At 66.9% G+C, this 15,976-nt stretch carries 33 protein-coding genes; 17 read left to right on the plus strand and 16 right to left on the minus strand.

Translation table 11 applies throughout. The annotated features are described in order from the left end of the window. Positions 1-34: 34 nt before the first annotated feature. The 6 genes from AB0J39_RS01450 to AB0J39_RS01475 all read left to right on the plus strand — a co-directional run bounded on the left by AB0J39_RS01450 (position 35) and on the right by AB0J39_RS01475 (position 2,837). On the plus strand, positions 35-667 hold the full coding sequence (locus AB0J39_RS01450) for a hypothetical protein (RefSeq protein WP_363460607.1): 633 nt from the start codon (positions 35-37) through the stop codon (positions 665-667). A 123-nt stretch (positions 668-790) separates the two neighbouring features. Next, positions 791-1,093, plus strand: a complete 303-nt coding sequence (locus AB0J39_RS01455; protein ID WP_363460609.1) for a hypothetical protein — start codon at positions 791-793, stop codon at positions 1,091-1,093. Next, positions 1,090-1,593 (plus strand): hypothetical protein, encoded by a 504-nt coding sequence (locus tag AB0J39_RS01460; protein ID WP_363460611.1) that lies wholly within the window; start codon positions 1,090-1,092, stop codon positions 1,591-1,593. The genes AB0J39_RS01455 and AB0J39_RS01460 overlap by 4 nt, the downstream gene beginning before the upstream one ends. Continuing rightward, positions 1,590-2,057 carry a hypothetical protein gene (locus AB0J39_RS01465; RefSeq protein WP_363460613.1) on the plus strand — a complete coding sequence of 156 codons (468 nt, stop codon included), beginning with the start codon at positions 1,590-1,592 and terminating at the stop codon, positions 2,055-2,057. Before AB0J39_RS01460 ends, AB0J39_RS01465 begins: the two co-directional genes overlap by 4 nt. Positions 2,058-2,185: 128 nt before the next feature. Continuing rightward, positions 2,186-2,392 carry a DUF397 domain-containing protein gene (locus tag AB0J39_RS01470; protein ID WP_363460615.1) on the plus strand — a complete coding sequence of 69 codons (207 nt, stop codon included), beginning with the start codon at positions 2,186-2,188 and terminating at the stop codon, positions 2,390-2,392. A 70-nt stretch (positions 2,393-2,462) separates the two neighbouring features. Next, a complete protein-coding gene (locus AB0J39_RS01475) occupies positions 2,463-2,837 on the plus strand; it encodes a hypothetical protein (protein WP_363460617.1) in 375 nt (124 codons plus the stop codon). Positions 2,838-3,046: 209 nt separating this feature from the next. On the opposite strand, the gene AB0J39_RS01480 is transcribed toward AB0J39_RS01475, so the two are convergent. The 5 genes from AB0J39_RS01480 to AB0J39_RS01500 form a co-directional block, all read right to left on the minus strand. Continuing rightward, on the minus strand, positions 3,047-3,493 hold the full coding sequence (locus AB0J39_RS01480; protein WP_363460619.1) for a transposase: 447 nt from the start codon (positions 3,491-3,493) through the stop codon (positions 3,047-3,049). A 143-nt stretch (positions 3,494-3,636) separates the two neighbouring features. After that, positions 3,637-4,305 carry a hypothetical protein gene (locus tag AB0J39_RS01485; RefSeq protein WP_363460621.1) on the minus strand — a complete coding sequence of 223 codons (669 nt, stop codon included), beginning with the start codon at positions 4,303-4,305 and terminating at the stop codon, positions 3,637-3,639. After that, the gene (locus AB0J39_RS01490) at positions 4,305-4,622 is read right to left on the minus strand and encodes a DUF5954 family protein (protein WP_363460623.1); all 318 of its coding nucleotides are present in this window, start codon (positions 4,620-4,622) and stop codon (positions 4,305-4,307) included. The genes AB0J39_RS01485 and AB0J39_RS01490 overlap by 1 nt, the downstream gene beginning before the upstream one ends. A 31-nt stretch (positions 4,623-4,653) precedes the next feature. Next, a complete protein-coding gene (locus AB0J39_RS01495) occupies positions 4,654-4,830 on the minus strand; it encodes a hypothetical protein (protein ID WP_363460625.1) in 177 nt (58 codons plus the stop codon). Further along, a complete protein-coding gene (locus AB0J39_RS01500) occupies positions 4,827-5,039 on the minus strand; it encodes a hypothetical protein (RefSeq protein ID WP_363460627.1) in 213 nt (70 codons plus the stop codon). The genes AB0J39_RS01495 and AB0J39_RS01500 overlap by 4 nt, the downstream gene beginning before the upstream one ends. A gap of 213 nt (positions 5,040-5,252) precedes the next feature. Between AB0J39_RS01500 and AB0J39_RS01505 the strand changes: the two genes are divergently transcribed. Further along, on the plus strand, positions 5,253-6,143 hold the full coding sequence (locus AB0J39_RS01505) for a hypothetical protein (RefSeq protein WP_363460629.1): 891 nt from the start codon (positions 5,253-5,255) through the stop codon (positions 6,141-6,143). 128 nt (positions 6,144-6,271) lie between these two features. Here AB0J39_RS01505 and AB0J39_RS01510 read toward each other — a convergent pair whose 3' ends face one another. From AB0J39_RS01510 to AB0J39_RS01550, 9 genes are all read right to left on the minus strand, one after another. Beyond that, complete coding sequence (locus tag AB0J39_RS01510) at positions 6,272-6,421, minus strand: hypothetical protein (RefSeq protein WP_363460631.1); 150 nt, start codon at positions 6,419-6,421, stop codon at positions 6,272-6,274. Next, the gene (locus AB0J39_RS01515; protein WP_363460633.1) at positions 6,418-6,561 is read right to left on the minus strand and encodes a hypothetical protein; all 144 of its coding nucleotides are present in this window, start codon (positions 6,559-6,561) and stop codon (positions 6,418-6,420) included. Before AB0J39_RS01515 ends, AB0J39_RS01510 begins: the two co-directional genes overlap by 4 nt. Beyond that, on the minus strand, positions 6,558-6,875 hold the full coding sequence (locus AB0J39_RS01520; protein ID WP_363460635.1) for a hypothetical protein: 318 nt from the start codon (positions 6,873-6,875) through the stop codon (positions 6,558-6,560). The genes AB0J39_RS01515 and AB0J39_RS01520 overlap by 4 nt, the downstream gene beginning before the upstream one ends. Continuing rightward, a complete protein-coding gene (locus AB0J39_RS01525; RefSeq protein WP_363460638.1) occupies positions 6,872-7,186 on the minus strand; it encodes a hypothetical protein in 315 nt (104 codons plus the stop codon). The genes AB0J39_RS01520 and AB0J39_RS01525 overlap by 4 nt, the downstream gene beginning before the upstream one ends. After that, on the minus strand, positions 7,183-7,677 hold the full coding sequence (locus AB0J39_RS01530) for a hypothetical protein (protein ID WP_363460641.1): 495 nt from the start codon (positions 7,675-7,677) through the stop codon (positions 7,183-7,185). Before AB0J39_RS01530 ends, AB0J39_RS01525 begins: the two co-directional genes overlap by 4 nt. Next, entirely contained in the window at positions 7,674-8,030 is a 357-nt protein-coding gene (locus AB0J39_RS01535) for a hypothetical protein (RefSeq protein ID WP_363460643.1), read from the minus strand. Before AB0J39_RS01535 ends, AB0J39_RS01530 begins: the two co-directional genes overlap by 4 nt. A 56-nt stretch (positions 8,031-8,086) precedes the next feature. Continuing rightward, the gene (locus AB0J39_RS01540) at positions 8,087-8,581 is read right to left on the minus strand and encodes a hypothetical protein (protein WP_363460646.1); all 495 of its coding nucleotides are present in this window, start codon (positions 8,579-8,581) and stop codon (positions 8,087-8,089) included. Then, positions 8,578-8,934 (minus strand): Lsr2 family protein, encoded by a 357-nt coding sequence (locus AB0J39_RS01545; RefSeq protein ID WP_363460648.1) that lies wholly within the window; start codon positions 8,932-8,934, stop codon positions 8,578-8,580. Before AB0J39_RS01545 ends, AB0J39_RS01540 begins: the two co-directional genes overlap by 4 nt. 192 nt (positions 8,935-9,126) lie before the next feature. Beyond that, on the minus strand, positions 9,127-9,366 hold the full coding sequence (locus AB0J39_RS01550) for a winged helix-turn-helix domain-containing protein (RefSeq protein WP_363460650.1): 240 nt from the start codon (positions 9,364-9,366) through the stop codon (positions 9,127-9,129). 98 nt (positions 9,367-9,464) lie between these two features. Between AB0J39_RS01550 and AB0J39_RS01555 the strand changes: the two genes are divergently transcribed. The 10 genes from AB0J39_RS01555 (at position 9,465) to AB0J39_RS01600 (ending at position 13,898) form a co-directional block, all read left to right on the plus strand. Continuing rightward, on the plus strand, positions 9,465-9,704 hold the full coding sequence (locus AB0J39_RS01555) for a DUF397 domain-containing protein (protein ID WP_363460652.1): 240 nt from the start codon (positions 9,465-9,467) through the stop codon (positions 9,702-9,704). A gap of 14 nt (positions 9,705-9,718) precedes the next feature. Further along, entirely contained in the window at positions 9,719-10,084 is a 366-nt protein-coding gene (locus AB0J39_RS01560) for a hypothetical protein (protein ID WP_363460654.1), read from the plus strand. 174 nt (positions 10,085-10,258) lie between these two features. After that, positions 10,259-10,966 carry a hypothetical protein gene (locus tag AB0J39_RS01565; RefSeq protein WP_363460656.1) on the plus strand — a complete coding sequence of 236 codons (708 nt, stop codon included), beginning with the start codon at positions 10,259-10,261 and terminating at the stop codon, positions 10,964-10,966. After that, the gene (locus tag AB0J39_RS01570) at positions 10,966-11,580 is read left to right on the plus strand and encodes a hypothetical protein (RefSeq protein WP_363460658.1); all 615 of its coding nucleotides are present in this window, start codon (positions 10,966-10,968) and stop codon (positions 11,578-11,580) included. Before AB0J39_RS01565 ends, AB0J39_RS01570 begins: the two co-directional genes overlap by 1 nt. 86 nt (positions 11,581-11,666) lie before the next feature. Continuing rightward, positions 11,667-11,981, plus strand: coding sequence for a hypothetical protein (locus AB0J39_RS01575; RefSeq protein ID WP_363460660.1), 315 nt, complete (start codon positions 11,667-11,669; stop codon positions 11,979-11,981). Positions 11,982-12,138: 157 nt separating this feature from the next. Then, complete coding sequence (locus AB0J39_RS01580; RefSeq protein WP_363460662.1) at positions 12,139-12,327, plus strand: hypothetical protein; 189 nt, start codon at positions 12,139-12,141, stop codon at positions 12,325-12,327. Between the two features lie 2 nt (positions 12,328-12,329). Next, the gene (locus AB0J39_RS01585) at positions 12,330-12,536 is read left to right on the plus strand and encodes a hypothetical protein (RefSeq protein ID WP_363460664.1); all 207 of its coding nucleotides are present in this window, start codon (positions 12,330-12,332) and stop codon (positions 12,534-12,536) included. Between the two features lie 66 nt (positions 12,537-12,602). Further along, positions 12,603-13,238 carry a KTSC domain-containing protein gene (locus tag AB0J39_RS01590; protein WP_363460666.1) on the plus strand — a complete coding sequence of 212 codons (636 nt, stop codon included), beginning with the start codon at positions 12,603-12,605 and terminating at the stop codon, positions 13,236-13,238. Between the two features lie 94 nt (positions 13,239-13,332). Then, positions 13,333-13,656, plus strand: a complete 324-nt coding sequence (locus AB0J39_RS01595) for a hypothetical protein (protein ID WP_363460668.1) — start codon at positions 13,333-13,335, stop codon at positions 13,654-13,656. Beyond that, positions 13,656-13,898 carry a hypothetical protein gene (locus AB0J39_RS01600; RefSeq protein WP_363460670.1) on the plus strand — a complete coding sequence of 81 codons (243 nt, stop codon included), beginning with the start codon at positions 13,656-13,658 and terminating at the stop codon, positions 13,896-13,898. The genes AB0J39_RS01595 and AB0J39_RS01600 overlap by 1 nt, the downstream gene beginning before the upstream one ends. 94 nt (positions 13,899-13,992) lie before the next feature. Here the strand turns inward: AB0J39_RS01600 and AB0J39_RS01605 are convergent, their stop codons facing one another. Both AB0J39_RS01605 and AB0J39_RS01610 read right to left on the minus strand, forming a co-directional pair. After that, complete coding sequence (locus AB0J39_RS01605) at positions 13,993-14,514, minus strand: hypothetical protein (RefSeq protein ID WP_363460672.1); 522 nt, start codon at positions 14,512-14,514, stop codon at positions 13,993-13,995. A gap of 25 nt (positions 14,515-14,539) precedes the next feature. Further along, on the minus strand, positions 14,540-15,859 hold the full coding sequence (locus AB0J39_RS01610) for a site-specific integrase (protein ID WP_363460674.1): 1,320 nt from the start codon (positions 15,857-15,859) through the stop codon (positions 14,540-14,542). Positions 15,860-15,976: the final 117 nt, after the last annotated feature.

Raw genomic sequence — 15,976 nt, forward strand, 5'->3', positions numbered from 1 at the left:
CCACCAAAACCACCACGTTTTGAAGGGAATTCCCTTGACCACCACGCCTGACCGCCGGTACGAGACCGGCGAGACCTTCCACCTCCAGGTGCTCAACGCGAGGGTCGTCCGCCACAGCGACGACGACGAGGTCTTCTTCGACTACGCGGGCCCGGACGGCGCCACCCTCCGTGGGTCCATCTTCCGGCCCAGCGGTTCCAAGGCCGTGACGATCACCCCGGTCCTCCCTGCGGCCGGTGAGCCGAAGCCTGGCCAGATCTGGACCAACGCCGAGGGCAGGCGCTGGATCGCGTACGGCAAGAAGGACAACCCCGGTCTGATGGACATCGAGACCGCGCAGTTCCGCGCCATTCACGAGGTCCACCGCGAGTCTGGCCCGATCTGGCCGGTCTACACGCCGGAGGACGCCGAGCCGGAGCTGAAGAAGTCGGCCGACTGGTACTACACCAGCGACGACCTCCACCACATCGTCCACGACCCCGACGGCAACCAGTGGGACCTGTCGATGAACTTCGTGGACGCCCAGGGCTTCAACTGGTACTGGGACGGCGCCTTCACCGACCCCGACACCGGGGCGAAGCAGCCGCTGATGAACCGCTCCGACGGCACCCGCTACAACGCGTGGTGGAGCGAGATCCCCGGCTTGAAGTACGCCCCCGAGGCGTAGCCGCTGGTCAGGGCCCCTGCTTCCGGGCGGGGGCCCTTCTTCGGCTCAATCCGCCACATGGGTTGCAATGCGCGTGGAGGTGCGCTATGCTGGTCCTACCACCACAAAGGAAGGGAAACGGCAATGGAAGACGAGACGTCCGCCGACATCGGCGCAGTCCTCCTCGGCGACATGGACCCCGAGCGCGCGATCGACCGCGCCGCCGTCCGTACCGCCGTCCAGCACCAGATCTTCTGCCCCTACACCAACGCCCTGCTCGACGTCCGCACGGCGGTGCTGATCGAGATGCACTCCGACGAGAAGCTGGCGAGCATGGAGGTCGTCGACTTCCAGTACTGGAAGAAGATCGGCGACAAGACGCGCGCCCGCTGCGAGAAGCTTGGCATCACCCTGAAGGTCTATAACGGCAAGGAGCTGTTCCGGTGACGCTGCACGACAAGAAGGGCCGCCCGATCGAGGCCCGCGACTTCGTCATTGAGATCGGCCACGAGCAGCGGTACGAGGTCGAGAAGACCGGCCGCAAGTACGTCACCGTCCGGCTCGTCCGGGAGGACGGCACGGTGGCCCCGACCGCGCTGCAGTTCGAGTGCTGGAAGGTGCTGGTCGTCAAGCAGGTCGACGGCGAGTGGGTGACCGACTGGGACAAGCCCCGGCCGAAGCCCGGCCGCCGCCTCGCCTGGGGTGAGTCGGACGACTTCTACAAGATCCACACTGGCTTCATCAACCGCGTCCCCGTGTTCAGCATCACCTGGGGCACGCACAAGGGCGCGAGCACCAACCTGCTGGGGTGCGTCCTCCCCGGATACACGAAGAAGACGTGGCCGGTCAAGAACCACGAGGCGGGCGAGGAGCTGGCCGAGAAGCTGTGGGTCGCCTGGCTGCAGGCCATGGGCGCCGCCCCCATCGAGAAGGAGAATGACCAGTGAAGTACGAGACCGAGACCGCCATCCACGAGGTTAACGTCCAGCTCACCGACGTGACCGAGGACGACGTCCTGGTGTCGGCGGCCGGGCGCACCTACCGGCCGCAGCGGATGACTATCCGCTGGTCGACCGGCGGAACCTTCCGTCAGCACCGCTCCTGGGTCCTTCACGGACAGCTCGTCCGCAAGTCCGACGGCGCGCTGTCGAGCACGTGGATGGAGTTCGTGGCCAGCATGTTCGCCGAGGGCAGCATGGACCCCGCAGTGTTCGACCAGATCGCCCGCGAGGTGGCCGCCCGGCTGTCCCCGCCCGCCGACGAGGCCCAGACGGCCAGGGACCGCGTCAGGGCCTACGTGGCGGCGCGCAGGGCCTCGCGGCCGGGCGTTGACTATGTCACCTACGCCGAGGACGAGAACGGCGGCGAGCAGGTGCTGAACCTGTCCGACCTGGAGAAGCTGGTCAAGTAGGCCGAGCGCGGCCCCTGCTCCGGCGGGGGCCGCTCTGGTTGGGGCTCCAGGTGCGTTTGGGCCTGGACACACATGTCTATGGGTGGGCATGCTCGGGACGTCAGGAACCCCTCAGCGAGGAGGCGAGGATGACCCTGTACGACTCCCCGAGCCCGGAGAAGTTCACCAGGCTCTGCGGCGGCAGCAACAACGAGGACGGCGAGGGCGAGAGCTGCCCGGAGATCGCCGAGGTCCCCGGCGGGTACGCACTGCGGGACAGTGCCAACCGCGCGGCCGGTGAGCTGCGGTTCACCCGCGATGAGATGGAACGCCTCGCGGATCGCTTCCGCGCGTAACCACCACACATGACCTCGGCCCCCGGCTGCAAGATGTCGGGGGCCGAGTGCTGTCTAGGAAGGGAATCACATGCACGTCCATGGCTTCACCTGGACCGGCCCCGGCGCCGATCTCGACAAGTTCGGCGAACGGTACCCGGCGCCGCCTCAGCGCCTCTGTGACTGGCTCCTGCGGCCCCGGAGGCGCCAGGACCCGGTGTTCGCCGATCCGGCCGCAGCGCTCGACTGGGCGGCCCGCTGGTACCGCGAGGTCGAGCCGAGGATGCTCCTGCGCGAGCAGGAGGCGAAGATCGGCCTGGACTTCAGGCTGGCCAACGCCGCCGAGGGCCTGGCCGACGGCAGGGACACCCACTGGACGTTCTGGCTGACCAACACCCGTATCGCCACCATCTCGCTCGTCTGCTGCCCGCACCGCGACGCCGACCACCCCTGCCCGGCGCGGTAGCTGGAGCCCCAACCCTGTCTAGGGGTGGACACGGGTGGGCAGCTTCGGCATGATCGTGGGCGTCAGGAAAGGTCCTCACCCGACCACTGACGCAGGTCGCCCGGCCCGAGTTCCAGCACGTTCGCGGGCCGGGCCCCTGCCCACACCGCAAAAAGGGCCCGCTGGGAGACTGTGCCTCCCGGCGGGCCCTTCTGTGTGGTGGTGGGGTGTTAGGCGGCCTGGGTGGCCTTGGCGGCCCACATGTCGCGCTCGGTGGTCCGCTGCACCAGCTGCTGCCGCAGGCGGTTCACTTCCTCCTGCAGCTCCGTGAGCCGGTCCGCGTACGCCTCGTCAGCCTCGGCGCCGACCTCGTCGGCCAGCTGCTCGTCGGAGACCTCGTCGACCGGCTCCGGCTCGGTGAGCACGGCCTCCGGCAGGCTGTCGATCAGCTGGGCCAGACCACTCTCGAAGGCGCTGTCGTTCTGGACGGCGGCGCGCTCGCCGAGGATCTGGGCGTAGATCTCGGTCCGGGCGTCCGAGCACCACTTGTACAGGGTGCGCGGGACGACGTGGTACCGGCGGGCGACGACGCGGGGCGCGATGTTCTTGTTGATCACGGCGTCCACGGCGGCGGCCTTGACGGACGGGTCGTACTTCATGCGCGGCTTGTAGACCATCGGGGCTTCCCTTCCAAGGACCTCTGTGGTGGTGAGAAAGACGCTACGCCGGTCGAGTTAGGATGCGTCAAGCGCGCTCCCGAAAAAGTTTGAAGCCCCTGGTCACAGGGACCAAGGGCTTCAAATCGGGCAGGTCAGCGGCGTCAGCCGTACACGACCTCTCCGAAGATGCCGATCTGCATGATGACGTCGGCGTCGTCGCCGTCGAAGTCAGGCTCCTCGGCGTAGCACTCGGCGCGCAGCCGCTCGCGCCGCTCGTCGTTCAGCCCCTTGACCGGCGCGTCCAGGGCCAGGATGCCGCGCCCGATGGTGTCGGGGTTGACGTCGTGCTTGAACTCGGCCGGGATCTCGTCGAGCTTGGCGGCCACGTCGGCGACGAGCTGGGCGCTGTTGAGGTACATCTTCTGGAGGATGCCGTCGGGCACCTCGTCAAAGCGCACCAGCGTGGCCGTCAGGGCATCGACGTCGTACTTGCAGACGGCGGCCCAGTAGTTCACCCCGCCCTCGCAGGCGGTGAAGAACAGGTCGCTGAAGTACGGGCTGCGTTCGGCCAGGGTCTTCGGCTTGTCGGCGGGCCGGGTGCTCACGGTGGTCTCCAGCTTCTTGTCGAACTTCAAGGTCAGGGAGGTCTGGCCAGGCATGCGCTCGACGAACCGGCTCAGCGGCTTCGGGTCCTCGGGGTCGGACAGCCACGGCTTCTCGACCATCTGGGTGTCCCACATGAGGTCGACGTCCTCGCAGGTGCCGGTGATCTCGTGGACCTGGCCCTTGTAGATGATCTCGATCCGGAAGGATGCCTTCTCGTCAGACATCAGGCCTCCAGGTCTTCGACGCGGCGGGGGAGCACCAGCGAGCTGGCCAGCTTGGCCACGGCGAACTGGATAGAGCCGACCGTGACGTGGTCGGCGAAGCCGTTACGGACAGCCGACGCGGCGGCACGGGCCATATGGTCCGGCTGGTCCTGGCGGTTGTTGTCCTCCCAATCGTCAGCCAGATCGTCCAGGCGTGATGCCAGGTCCTCCCGAGCCTCCTTGGCCGTGGCGTACTGGGGGCTGATCGCCTGCCAGTTTCCAGCCAGGTACCTGCGGACTGCGACGTACCGAATCGGCTGGTCGATGACGTATCCCATGGGGATTCCCTTCAGCGTGGTGGTGTGGTGGTTACTCAGCCTCGCCGCCGTTGCAGCGGATCTTGGCGCGCTGGTACAGGTCGCGCGAGCCGAACCGCTGCGCGCTGGCGATCTTGCCGGTGGGCGAGTCGACGAACGTCAGGTAGACCAGCAGGTGCTTGCCGACGCCGACCTCGCGGCGGTGGTACTGCGTGGGGGTGTCGGTCACAGGATGTCCTCCAGCTCCTTCTGGATCCGGTCCAGCTGCTCGGGGTCGATCCCCCGACCGGCCCATTCGCGCACCTTCCGGAGGGCGCAGTCGCGGCGAATCAGCCGCTCAACGTAGGTAGACCCGTTCACGCCGTCGTCCTGGGCGTTCTGACGACCCCGCTCGACGACGTCCACGTCCAGGTGGAGATTCCAACGCCTCTTCGCCATGGGGACACCGTACAGGCGCCGTGGGCGGATCACAACCCTGTGTTCCCGCTTGACACGCGAGTTGGGATGCGGGGTATGGTCGCGCTCACGACCACCACAGAAAAACCAAAAGGCCACCGGGTTGCAGCCGGTGGCCTGGCGGTTCTGGAAGGGAACCTTTCGCGTGTGCGCCTATCTTAGCACGTCGCGGCCCTGTTCGACCAGGAGCCGCTGATGGGATTCCACCTGTATCGCGAGGTGAAGCTCTACGCCCCGGACGAGCTGACGTTCCGGGAGCTGTGGGTCGCGGGGGTCTTGGCCGACGACGCCAACGACGACACCCGCATGACCTGGACCAGCGCCTACGACCCCGAGATCATGCGGACGGCCCGCGTCAAGAACGACCGCGACATGCGGAAGATCCTGGCGAAGCTCAAGGAGGCCGGAGTCATCGAGCAGGTGGCCGCCGGGCACAACGGCAGCGTGGCGAAGTTCCGCTTCCTCCCGCTCGGGGCGGTTGTGGAAAACCCTGTGGAAAACCCCGCTGAAGGCGGTACGGATCAGACCCCCTACGCCGATGGGACGAATCCACAGGGGGTTCGTTTTGAACCCCCTTCCGGCGCTGAAGGCGGTTCAAACTGGACCGGTAGGCGGTTCGATTTGGACCTCCCTACTCCTCATTCCCCTCAGAAGAACTCCTCCTCTTCTTCTTCTGCGGCGCCGACCCACGGAGAAGAAGACGAGATGATCCCCGAGGAGAAGACCCAGACCCCCGTCGCCGACTTCGTCACCGAGGCCGCCGCGCGCCACATCGTCGACCGCCAGATCGGCATCGACAGGGACCAGGCTCGCGCCGTCGTCGCCCTCCTCGGCCGCGAGGCGGCCAGCAGGGGCAAGCCTGTCGGCGCCTGGCACCGGTACATCGCCCGCTTCAGCGACGACCAGCTGCGTGACGCCCTCGGCCGCCTCCAGGCCAGCCAGCGGCCCGCTCAGCCTGCCGCCGAGGAATCGGCGCGGTGCGGACAGTGCAACCCCTCCCGGCGCCTGGAGGACGCCGAGGGCCGCGACATGGGCCCCTGCCCGACCTGCCACCCCTCGGCGAGGAAGCAGGCCCAGGTGAGTTAGGGATTCAAGCCGGAGTTGGGATTGGTTGAAACCGCTCCGGCGGGATTCAACTCAGCTTGGATCCGGCCGACATGATCTACTACGTAAAGAGCCCCCCACCGCAGCGGTGGGGGGCTCGTCGGACAGTGTCAGGAGGAGCAGCAGTGCTTGTCGGCCTTGGCGTTCAGCTCGTCGAGGGTGTCCCCGGCGTCGATGAAGCACACCAGTCCTTCACACGGCTCGTGGACCAGCGTCAGGTAGCCGCTGTCGCCGTTGATGTAGAACTCGCCCTCGTTCACAGGGCTCTCCTTACCTGCGCGAATCCGTGGCACCGGCAGGTCCTCGCCGAGACGATCGTCAGCCAGCCGTGCCGGTCGTACGCCTCGACGAGGCGCCAGCCCTCCCAGTCGTGGCGAAACCGGCGGAACCAGCCCTTCACGACTGGCTCCCGCAGGCGCCGCTCGCGCGGCGGCAGTCGGGGAACGCGGGGGACAGGTGGTACTTCAGCTGCGGCTGGCCCGGCTCAGGAAGCGGTCCGATCCAGGTGTGGCCGTCGCCCTCGATCACCTGGCCGCAGTGGGCGCACGTCGGCAGGACAGTGCCGGAGATCTTCACTGTGTCCAGGTCGGAGCGGTCGTCCAGGCCGCTGTTGATCCACCTGGTCGCGACCTTCACCAGCTCGTCGCGGCCGTAGTAGTCGCCCTCGAACCGCAGATCGACGACGAGCCGGACGTGGTTGACTTCCTCGGTCATGATCCGATCCCCAGTTCGTGCTCCAGCTCCTTGATCCGCAGCTCGCGCTCCTTGACGCGGACCTCGGCCTCGGCCAGCTCCCGCTTCAGCTCGCCGGAGGTCTTCGGCAGCTTCCCGGTGACGAGCAGCATGATCAGCGCGCCGGGCCAGAACAGGCCCACGAGGAAGCCCATCATGCGGGCCATCATCCGGTCCTCGGCGTCGTTCTCGCCGAACACCTTCTCGTCGTGCTCCAGGGTGCTGAGCGCGAACCTGCGGGCGGTGTAGACGAGCCCGGCCACGTACCCGCCGACGATGAGCCAGCCGGTCACCGCTGCCTCATCCGCCAGAGCTGGAGCATGACCGAGGCGGCCTTGTCGAAGGTCTCCTGGCTCATGTCCAGGTCACCTTCGTGGCTCCAGGTGCCGGTCACGTACTCGCGCAGCCCGTACAGCTCGACCGAGGCCATGAGGTGCGGAACCCGCAGCGTCGGATCCGGCTTGACGGAGGTGTCGTCGAGGCCGTCCCAGCGCTCGATCATGCCGTCCTCGTACCGCAGGACGTGCGTCGGCTCGCCGTCAGCCAGCTTGTAGATCCAGATGTCCAGGACCCTGCCGAAGTTGTGGTTGTAATCGGTGACGAGGCGGATTTCGGGGGAGTCGGTGGCGCCGGGCCTGCACGTGGTGACGTGCTCGTCCACCGTCGCCCGCAGGTCGTTGAGCCGGGCGCCCTCGTCGACCTCGCAGACAGGCTGCTTGCAGTCGAGGTGGTGGAGCGTCGCCTTGCCCTCGGCGAAGGTGACGTAGGCGTCGTGGGTGATCACCGGCCGCGCACCTGCCCGCCGGAGACGACGACCTGCTTGTGCTCGATCAGGCCGTTGATCAGACGGTCGACGCGGCTCTCGGCGCGGCTCACCTGGTCCTGGAGCAGCCGGAGGTTGGAGGACCCGCCGAGGGCCTTGCTCAGCTCGTCGAGCAGCAGGTTGGCCTCGGCGTAGTTGAGGGTGATCGTGGGCTTGACCACGGCCCCGTTCTCGACGTCGACCCACGTCCGGGCCTGGGCGGCGGTGTCGAACTGCAGGACCTTGGTCAGCTCGCCGACCTCGTCGGCCTGGCCGACGTAGATGTCGACCTCGCGGCCGAGGGTGGTGACGTTGGCGGCAACGCGCAGAGGCATGGCCATTCCCTTCGGGTGGTGGTTCGAGTGGTGGTTACAGGTGGTGGTTGGGGCTGTCAGTCGGTGACGACGGGGAAGGTGACGAACGGCTCGGGGCGGCGCAGGGACTTCGGCTTGCGCCACTCCCGCTTCCACGCCTCGTCGTACTCCTTCTGCTTCTCCAGGACGGCCTCGCGGGCCTTGTGGTACAGGTCGATGGCCTCGTCGCGGTCCCAGGCGCCGATCCCGTAGCAGGCGACCTGGCGGCGGATCCCGTGCTTGTAGCGGCTCTCCGAGAAGTACCGGCAGGCGTTGTCAGGGGAGTCCGCCGTCCGGATCTCGCGCTTCGCGTGGATCGGCGGCCGGTTGTGGTGGTCGACGTCGGCGGTGCCGGTCAGGCTGTACCAGGTGCCGACCGTCAGCGGGGCGTCGTGGACCACGATCGGGAGCACGTCGTCGGCCATCTTGTCGGCCACCAGCCGCTCGGCGTCGGCCCGGTTGTCGAACGCGGCGACGACGTCGTCCGGGGTGCCAGGGCCCAGCCAGCGGACGGCCAGGTAGATCTCGGTCACAGGTACTTGTCCTCCAGGTCACCCTTCAGCCAGGCCGTCAGGTACATCCGCTGGACCTCCTTGCGGACGTAGCCGCTCTTGTTCACCGGGATGCCGTGGTCCTCGGCCCAGGCCCGCAGCCGCGCGGGGTCGAGCCACACGGCCGACCCGACGTGCTTGGGCCTGCGCATCCGCTTCTTGGGGATGTGTCGGGCGGCCCGGATGTAGGGGCCGAGCGCCGCCCAGAACGCGGCGGCGTTCTTGTCGGACAAGTCGATCTCGAACTGCTCGCCCTTGACCGTGAAAGTGATCGTTTCCTCGGCGGGGGATCCATCCAGGTCGTCCGTGAGAACGACCCTCTCAGCCTGTGCCACTAACTTCTCCCATTACTGCGTCAACTACGTGGTGGTGTAGACGCGGTAAATATATCCAATTACCGGACGCCCCGGAAAGGGGGATCACGGGCGGATTAAGTAGTTAGTGTGTTCGATTTTCCTGGGCTGACCTGCGGTAACGGATCTTTCACCATCCGGAAAGACAGCTTACTGATACCGCTCAGACAGGCCCTACTCCTCGGCCTTTCTCGGCATGATCGAGGACCCAATCCCCGGCTCAGTCCGCACGACACCGGCCTCGCGGAGGTGGGCGATGGCCTTCCGGACGGTGAGCCTGGCCACACCGAACTCCTCGGCGAGGCGGATTTCCAAGATCAGGGTGTGGGGCTGGTAGACGCCAGCGTCGATCCGCCGGACGATCTCGTCGGCTATCTGCGACCACTTCGACCTGGTCGGATCCCATTCGATCATGGAAGCTGAGGCTAGGCGGCGACTCCCTACCACCCTCCGGCAGATCTGGCAATGGCTGACCATAGACAGGACTAAGGGTTGCCAAATATCCTGCGGCCATGACCACCACGCACCACAACGGCATGCCCGCGTCCGACATCGCGGGTGTCACCTGGCGCAAGTCCGCTCACAGCAACAGCACCGGTAACTGCGTCGAGCTGGCCGAGCTGCCCGACGGCCAGGTGGCCGTCCGCAACTCCCGCTACCCCGACGGCCCCGCCCTGATCTACACCCGCGACGAGATCCGCTGCCTCGTGCTCGGCGTCAAGGACGGCGAGTTCGACGGCCTGATGGTGTAGGAGGGGAGGGGCGGATGAACACGACGGTCCACCACACCGAGCGCACCCTGACCGGGGCGCAGATCGTCTGGCACAGCTACGTCATCCTGCCGGGATTCCGCGACAGGACCGAGACCTGGTACCCCGATGAGCACCGGCCGTGGTTCGAGAACGAGGCCGACGCCAAGGGATGGTCCGAGCAGTTCTTGCAGGCCAAGATCGCCCTGCCGCAGTACGAGCGGCGCCGGTTCCACATGACCGGCCACGTCGAGTGCGGCATCGTGGTCGAGACCAGCGGCAGGGCGGTGTTCGAGCACCTGCCGATGCCGTTCAACCAGATCTACGCCCTCGTCGGCGGCCGGTGGGCCTGGACGACCATCGGTACCCGCCCCACCCAGTAGCACCCCCGCCCGCGAGGCGGTAGAGTCGATCACGACCGACCCCCTGTACGCGCTCTTGGTGGAACATGCAGCGCGGCGGAAGCCAGGCTTCCCAGGGGGTCGGTCTTTTCAATTCCGGACCGGCTGAAATCACAACTTGACGCATCCGAACTCGGCCTCCGTAGCGTCGGGGACATGTCGAATCGCCAGCGTGTCCACTACGTCATCGCCAAGTCCCACGAAGCGGCTGAACCGATCGTCAAGCGGCTGAAGTCGCAGGGTCTGAAGAAGGCCATCCCGGTCACCACGATCTACGGCCTGCTGGGCGTCAACCCCAAGGAGTCCGCCCTGGTCCTCGTCCCCGGATGGGAAGACAGCCGCGACGCCCGCAAGATCGGCGACCAGATCATGTCCCTCGTCCGCAAGGGCATCGTGACCAAGCCGGTGCCCAGGGCCCCCGAGCCGAAGCCGGAGCCCCAGAAGACCCTGCCGACCCCCAAGACCTCCGTGGGCGGCGGCTACATGCGTAGCGCGGACGTGCTGGATGCCCTTCTCGGCACCTCGAAGAAGATCGCCCTGAAGACGGCGCCGATCGAGGACAAGATCCAGCCGGTGAACCAGCCCAGCAAGTACAAGCAGGTCTACCTCGGCGGCCCCCGCCACGGCCAGCAGGTCCGCGAGCCGGTCCTGCCGTACCAGACCGAGATCCGCGCGGTCGAGGTCGAGCCCGGACCGATCGACTACTTCAGCATCCGGTCCACGATCCCCTTCCGCGAGAGCGTCTACCGCAAGGCCGAGTTCGCCTTCCTCGGCGAGAACATCATCTTCTGGATCGACACCCGCCAGTGGAGCGACCGCCAGCGCCTCGTCCGCGACTTCATGCTGTTCCCCCTGGAGAAGTGATGCCGAGCCCGGTTTCTGAGCGCATCGCCCGCGCGTTCCACGAGGCCTACGAGCGGCTGGCGCCGCGCTTCGGCTACAAGACTCGCGAGTCCTCGGCGGTGGCCTGGGAGGACGTCCCGGCGTCCAACAAGGAGCTGATGATCGCCACCGTGAACGACCTGCGGATCAACGGTGTCATCCGGCCGAACCGCCCCTCGTCAGGCCTCCACGACCCCATGGGGGCCCTGGCCGACTGGCATGACGCCATCGGCCAGAGGCCGTTCCTGGAGGTGGACGAGGACGCCCGCATCGCACTCCTGAAGCTGCGCCTGACGCTGATCGAGGAGGAGTTCAAGGAGGTCAAGGCCGAGCTGGAGGCCGGGATTCGCCAGGACGGCGTGCTGGCCCACCTGGCCAAGGAGCTGGCCGACCTGCTGTACGTGACGTACGGCACCGCCCAGATCCTCGACATCCCCCTGGACTGGGTCTTCGAGGCCGTCCACGCCAACAACATGACCAAGGTCGACCCCGAGACCGGCCAGGTGCGCAAGCGCGAGGACGGGAAGATCCTGAAGCCGGACTGGTATCGGCCGCTTTCCGACGACTACGTCAATGCCATCATCATGGGGCACTAACACCCGAATTCGCCCGAACGGTACCCTCGAATTAGTTGCATCTACGACTGAATCGGCGGGTACCGTTGTCATTTCTAACCGCCCTGGTGGCGCAGGAATTCGACCCGGCCCAGCTGGTGGTGTTCGGCCCCGTTGTCGGGGCCATCCTCGCACTGTTCATCTGGGAATGGGTTGTCCCCGGCCCGACTCATCGCCGGGTGATCAAGGATAACGAGCGGCTTCAGCGGTCCAACGACCGTATGCAGCGGACCATCGAGAAGGTGGTTCCGCTCGCGCAGGGAATGGTCGAGGCGGCCAAGAAGAACTCGGCCGCGTTGGAAGACGTGGTCGACGTACTGGAAAAGGTCACCCACGCCCTCGACGAAGCCCGCAGCCCGAAGTCTGGTCACACGAAGGGCTGAGGCCGATGGCCTGGTCAACGAAACGGCGCCCAGAGGTCCCCGAGCCCGACCACGGCGAGGCCGATGACATCATCGCCACAGCTCTGGCGGAAATCCGCGAGGCCGTCGAACGAATCGGCTCAGCCAAGGCCAAGACCGGGAAACTGCGGGAGAGCACGTGACCGAGAACATCGCCGCCGCCGTCCAGGTCTGCTATTTCCACGAGGGTCAGCACTACGGGCCGACCGGCTGTTATCACGAGCAGTTCCCCGAGGAATACCCGCCCGGCTGGAACGTACAACTAGAAGACCGCTTCCAATCCTCGTCATACTGGAATGGTCCGGACGACGAATATCTTGAGGAGTAGAAATGGCTCAGCGTTCCCCGGCGGACGTTTCCCCGCCGCCGAACTACTACGGCTGCGACTGGTTCGAGCGGTACCGGGGCTGGAACTGCCAGCAGGGCACCCCGGCCCCGAAGCCGGTCACCTCGGGCGAGGTGTACGGCCACGGCGGCGCCACCCCGTACACGGCCGAGTTCCCCCCGGTCAAGGGCCTGACCGGCTCGGGCAGCTGATCACTACCGGCCCCGCTTCCCGATCTTCGGTGGCGGGGCCGGTAGTACCAACCCCCAGGAGTCCCGATGCCCCGTAGCGGCGGCAACCGAGGTCGCCAGCAGCGCGCCTCCAAGCGGTTCCCCAAGCCTCAGCCACCGGCCGCCCCGCGCCCCGCAGGCTCCGCTACCCCGCCCCGGCCGAGCAGGCCGTCGAACAGTGCCCAGGAGCGGGCTCTGCGCCTCCAGGCCGCCCTGGGGACCGGCGTCGGGCAGGTGACCGAGCGGTGGGCCGAGATCTTCGCTCCTACGTCCGAGCAGCGCGCTGAGCGCGACCGCCAGATGCGCGCCGACGCGGTACAGGATCATCAGGAGAAGGCCACCAAGCCCGAGGGCGTCGAGATGGACCCGATGTCCTGGTGGGCCCTGGAAATGGCCCGGCAGGGCATGGACGTCTACCTGTTGCCCTACCAGCCGACCCCCTCGACGAACCCCCCGCGCCCGCGCACGCTCGCGGCCGGGTACGACAAGAGCACCCAGACGCTGCGGATCCGATTCCGGAACGGATCGGTTTACGGCTACTACCACGTTCCGCCGAACATCTGGCGAAATCTCCGGCGGAACGCCAACGCCGGAAAGGGCGTCGGCAGGTTCATCAACCGAGTTCTGAATTTCTACCCGTACGCCCCCGAGCCCGACCTGGATATGCCGACCGGAATGGTGTAACTCACACCGCTACTATTCCCGCGCGGAATTCACGTAGTTTCGCGGTATGAGGATCCTGTCGATTGGTCCGTTCTACGCCTACCTTGTGAATCCTTTGAAAAGGGAATCGGAGCGCGTCCACTTCTCGACCACGACCGAGACCGTGTTCCCCTACCGGCTCGGAAAGGACGTCGTGATCCGCTTCGGCCAGCGCGGCCTGGTGGTCGGCGCCTGGCGGGACTACGCCGAGGACGAGGACACAGCGATGGCCTTGGCGATCGGCGCCCGGCCGGACGAGCTGTTCGACGAGGACGGCGAGCTGGCCGAGCGCTTCGAGCGCCACCAGATGCGCCGGGACGTCGCCCGCCACGTGCGGACCCTGGACGACGAGTGGCGGATCGTCAACGCCCTGGACCTGCTGGACGAGGAGGAGGCCTGATGGGGCTGCGAGCGCGCTTCAGCGCCAACCCGGACAAGGTCCGCAACAAGGCGGCGGCGCGGCTGGGACGGGTGGACAAGGGCGTCGTGCTCGACCACCTGGACGCGGCCATGTCCGGCGCCTGGAAGGCCGCTGAGGACTTCCGGAAGGACGAGCTGGCCGTGTACCTTGACGAGGCCGAGCGCGGCCTGCAGCAGGCCCTCGGCGCCCTGGACGCCCTGCGCCAGCGCGCGGGGGCGTAACCCCGCACCGTTGATCGCCCCCTTGATCCGCCCGTAGATACGAAAACGGCCCCCGCGTGGAAGTGCGGGGGCCGTTTGGCGTTGGTGGACAGTGTCAGGCGGTGCGGCGAGGAGGATTGCCCTCGGCCACGCGCTTGCGGTGGAGGCGGATCGCGGCCATGAGAACGGCCACGGCGAGGTCGACGTCCCTGTTGTAGTCGGTGTCGGTGAAGCGGATGTCGCAGGGTCCGATGAAGTCGTCCTCGGTGATGCTGGCCTCACCGTCGGTACGCCGGTAACCGCACTTCACGTACGTCGGCAGGTGCTCCTCCGGCAGGTTGACGTGATGGATCAGGCCGTGGGTGACGATGTACTCGGCGTGGGGGTCATCCTCACTGTGGAGGTAGTGAGCGCCCCCAAGGTAGAACCGGCCGGTCAGACCCGGCTCGGCGGCTACTGCCGCCGTCAACGTCTCAACGAACCTGGCCTCCAGCGGCTCGGCGATCTCGTGGTACCGGTTCTGGGAGGTGCCGTTTCCCGGGGCCCAGTCGCGGTCCCGCGTGATGCGCTCGTGGGTGGCCGCCGACACATGCAGCCGGTGGTCGGTCATCCGCAGGTGCTTGAACAGGTCAGCCATGGTGGTTCCCTTCGTGGTGTGGTGGTTAGACGGCGAGCAGGGCGACCTCGGCGCCGAGGTCCTTCAGCTCGGCCAGGAGGGCCTGGATACGCTCCTGCCGCTCCTCTTCGGCGTAGGCGTTGACGCCCTTGACGTCGGCGATCTTCTCGGTGCCCTTGGACAGGAAGCCGTTGGCGGCGCGGGCGACCTTGGCCCAGGTGGGGGTCAGCAGGTCAAAGTAGACCTCGTAGGTGGTCTGGTAGGACTTGTGGCCGAGCATCTTGGAGACCTCGCCCAGCTCCACGCCGTTCATGATCATGTAGCTGGCGAAGGCGTGGCGGAAGTTGTGGGCGGTGATGTCGAGGTCGTCGTAGCCGAGCCGGACGCAGGCCTCGCGCAGGGCCCGGTCGAACACCGAGTTGTTGACCGGCCGCCCGGCGATCTTGGGGGAGGCGAAGAACAGTCCGCCCGCGCCGACGCCGAACTCGGCCACGTGCCGGTCGATCTCGGCCTTCAGGAACGGGTCCATGGGGACGTTGCGGCCCTGGTTCTCCTTCATGTACTTCAGCGGGCCCCACTTGGCGTCGTGGCGCCACTGCCGATAGAGCCACAGCCGGTCCTCGCGGACGCAGTCCAGGGAGGCGCCCAGGGCCTCGCCCTCACGAAGCCCGGCGCCGACCATGAGGTAGACGGCCAGGCGGAAGTACGGGTCGATGGCGTGGGCGATGGCGTGGATCTGCTCCATGGTCGGCAGGAACCGCCGGGTCTGCGTGACCGCGACGAGGCGGTGGCCGTCGGCCGGGTTGTCGGTGCGCCAGCCGTCGGTGGCCACCTGGCGGAAGATCGGCCGGAGCACGTACTGGATCAGGATCTTGACCGTGCCCTCGTAGACCGGTCTCGGCTCGGCGCCTCGTACCGGCCTTCCCTCGGCGTCGAAGTCGCGGATGCGGACCTCGTACATGTCGTCGATCAGGCGGCCGATCATGTCCTTGGTGACCTTGGTGACGGCGACGTTGCCGAAGGCCGGGTAGGCGTGGACGTTGAGCGCTGAGCGGTACTGCTTGAGGCTGGTCGCGCCGAGGTGGCGCATGGACTTCAGCCACTCGTCGGCGTACTCCTGGAAGGTCTTGGGGCGGCCCTTGGCCTTGGACGCCCGGCCCTTGCCCTGCCGCTTCTTCTCGTAGAGGTCGAACAGCTCGTCGTAGGCCCTGTCCCAGTCGTCGAAGGTCTTCTCGCGCGGGGTGCCTGTGAGGTCGCGGAACCGGGCCTCCCACTTGCAGGAGCAGGTGTCGGTCTTGTGCTTGCAGGTGGCGACCTTCTTGATCGACCCCATCCCGTACAGCAGCTTGCGTCGCGGTCCGGCCATGTGTGGGGGAACCCCCTCCAGTTGAAGCTCCGATTGCGGGCATTTTGTGGGCCCGCCTGCTGACTTTACCCTGTTTACCTGGGCAAACGCCAGATTAGTCGGACAACTGGAAGTTGT

The organism is Microbispora sp. NPDC049633 (assembly GCF_040675265.1).
GTDB classification, from domain to species: domain Bacteria; phylum Actinomycetota; class Actinomycetes; order Streptosporangiales; family Streptosporangiaceae; genus Microbispora; species Microbispora maris.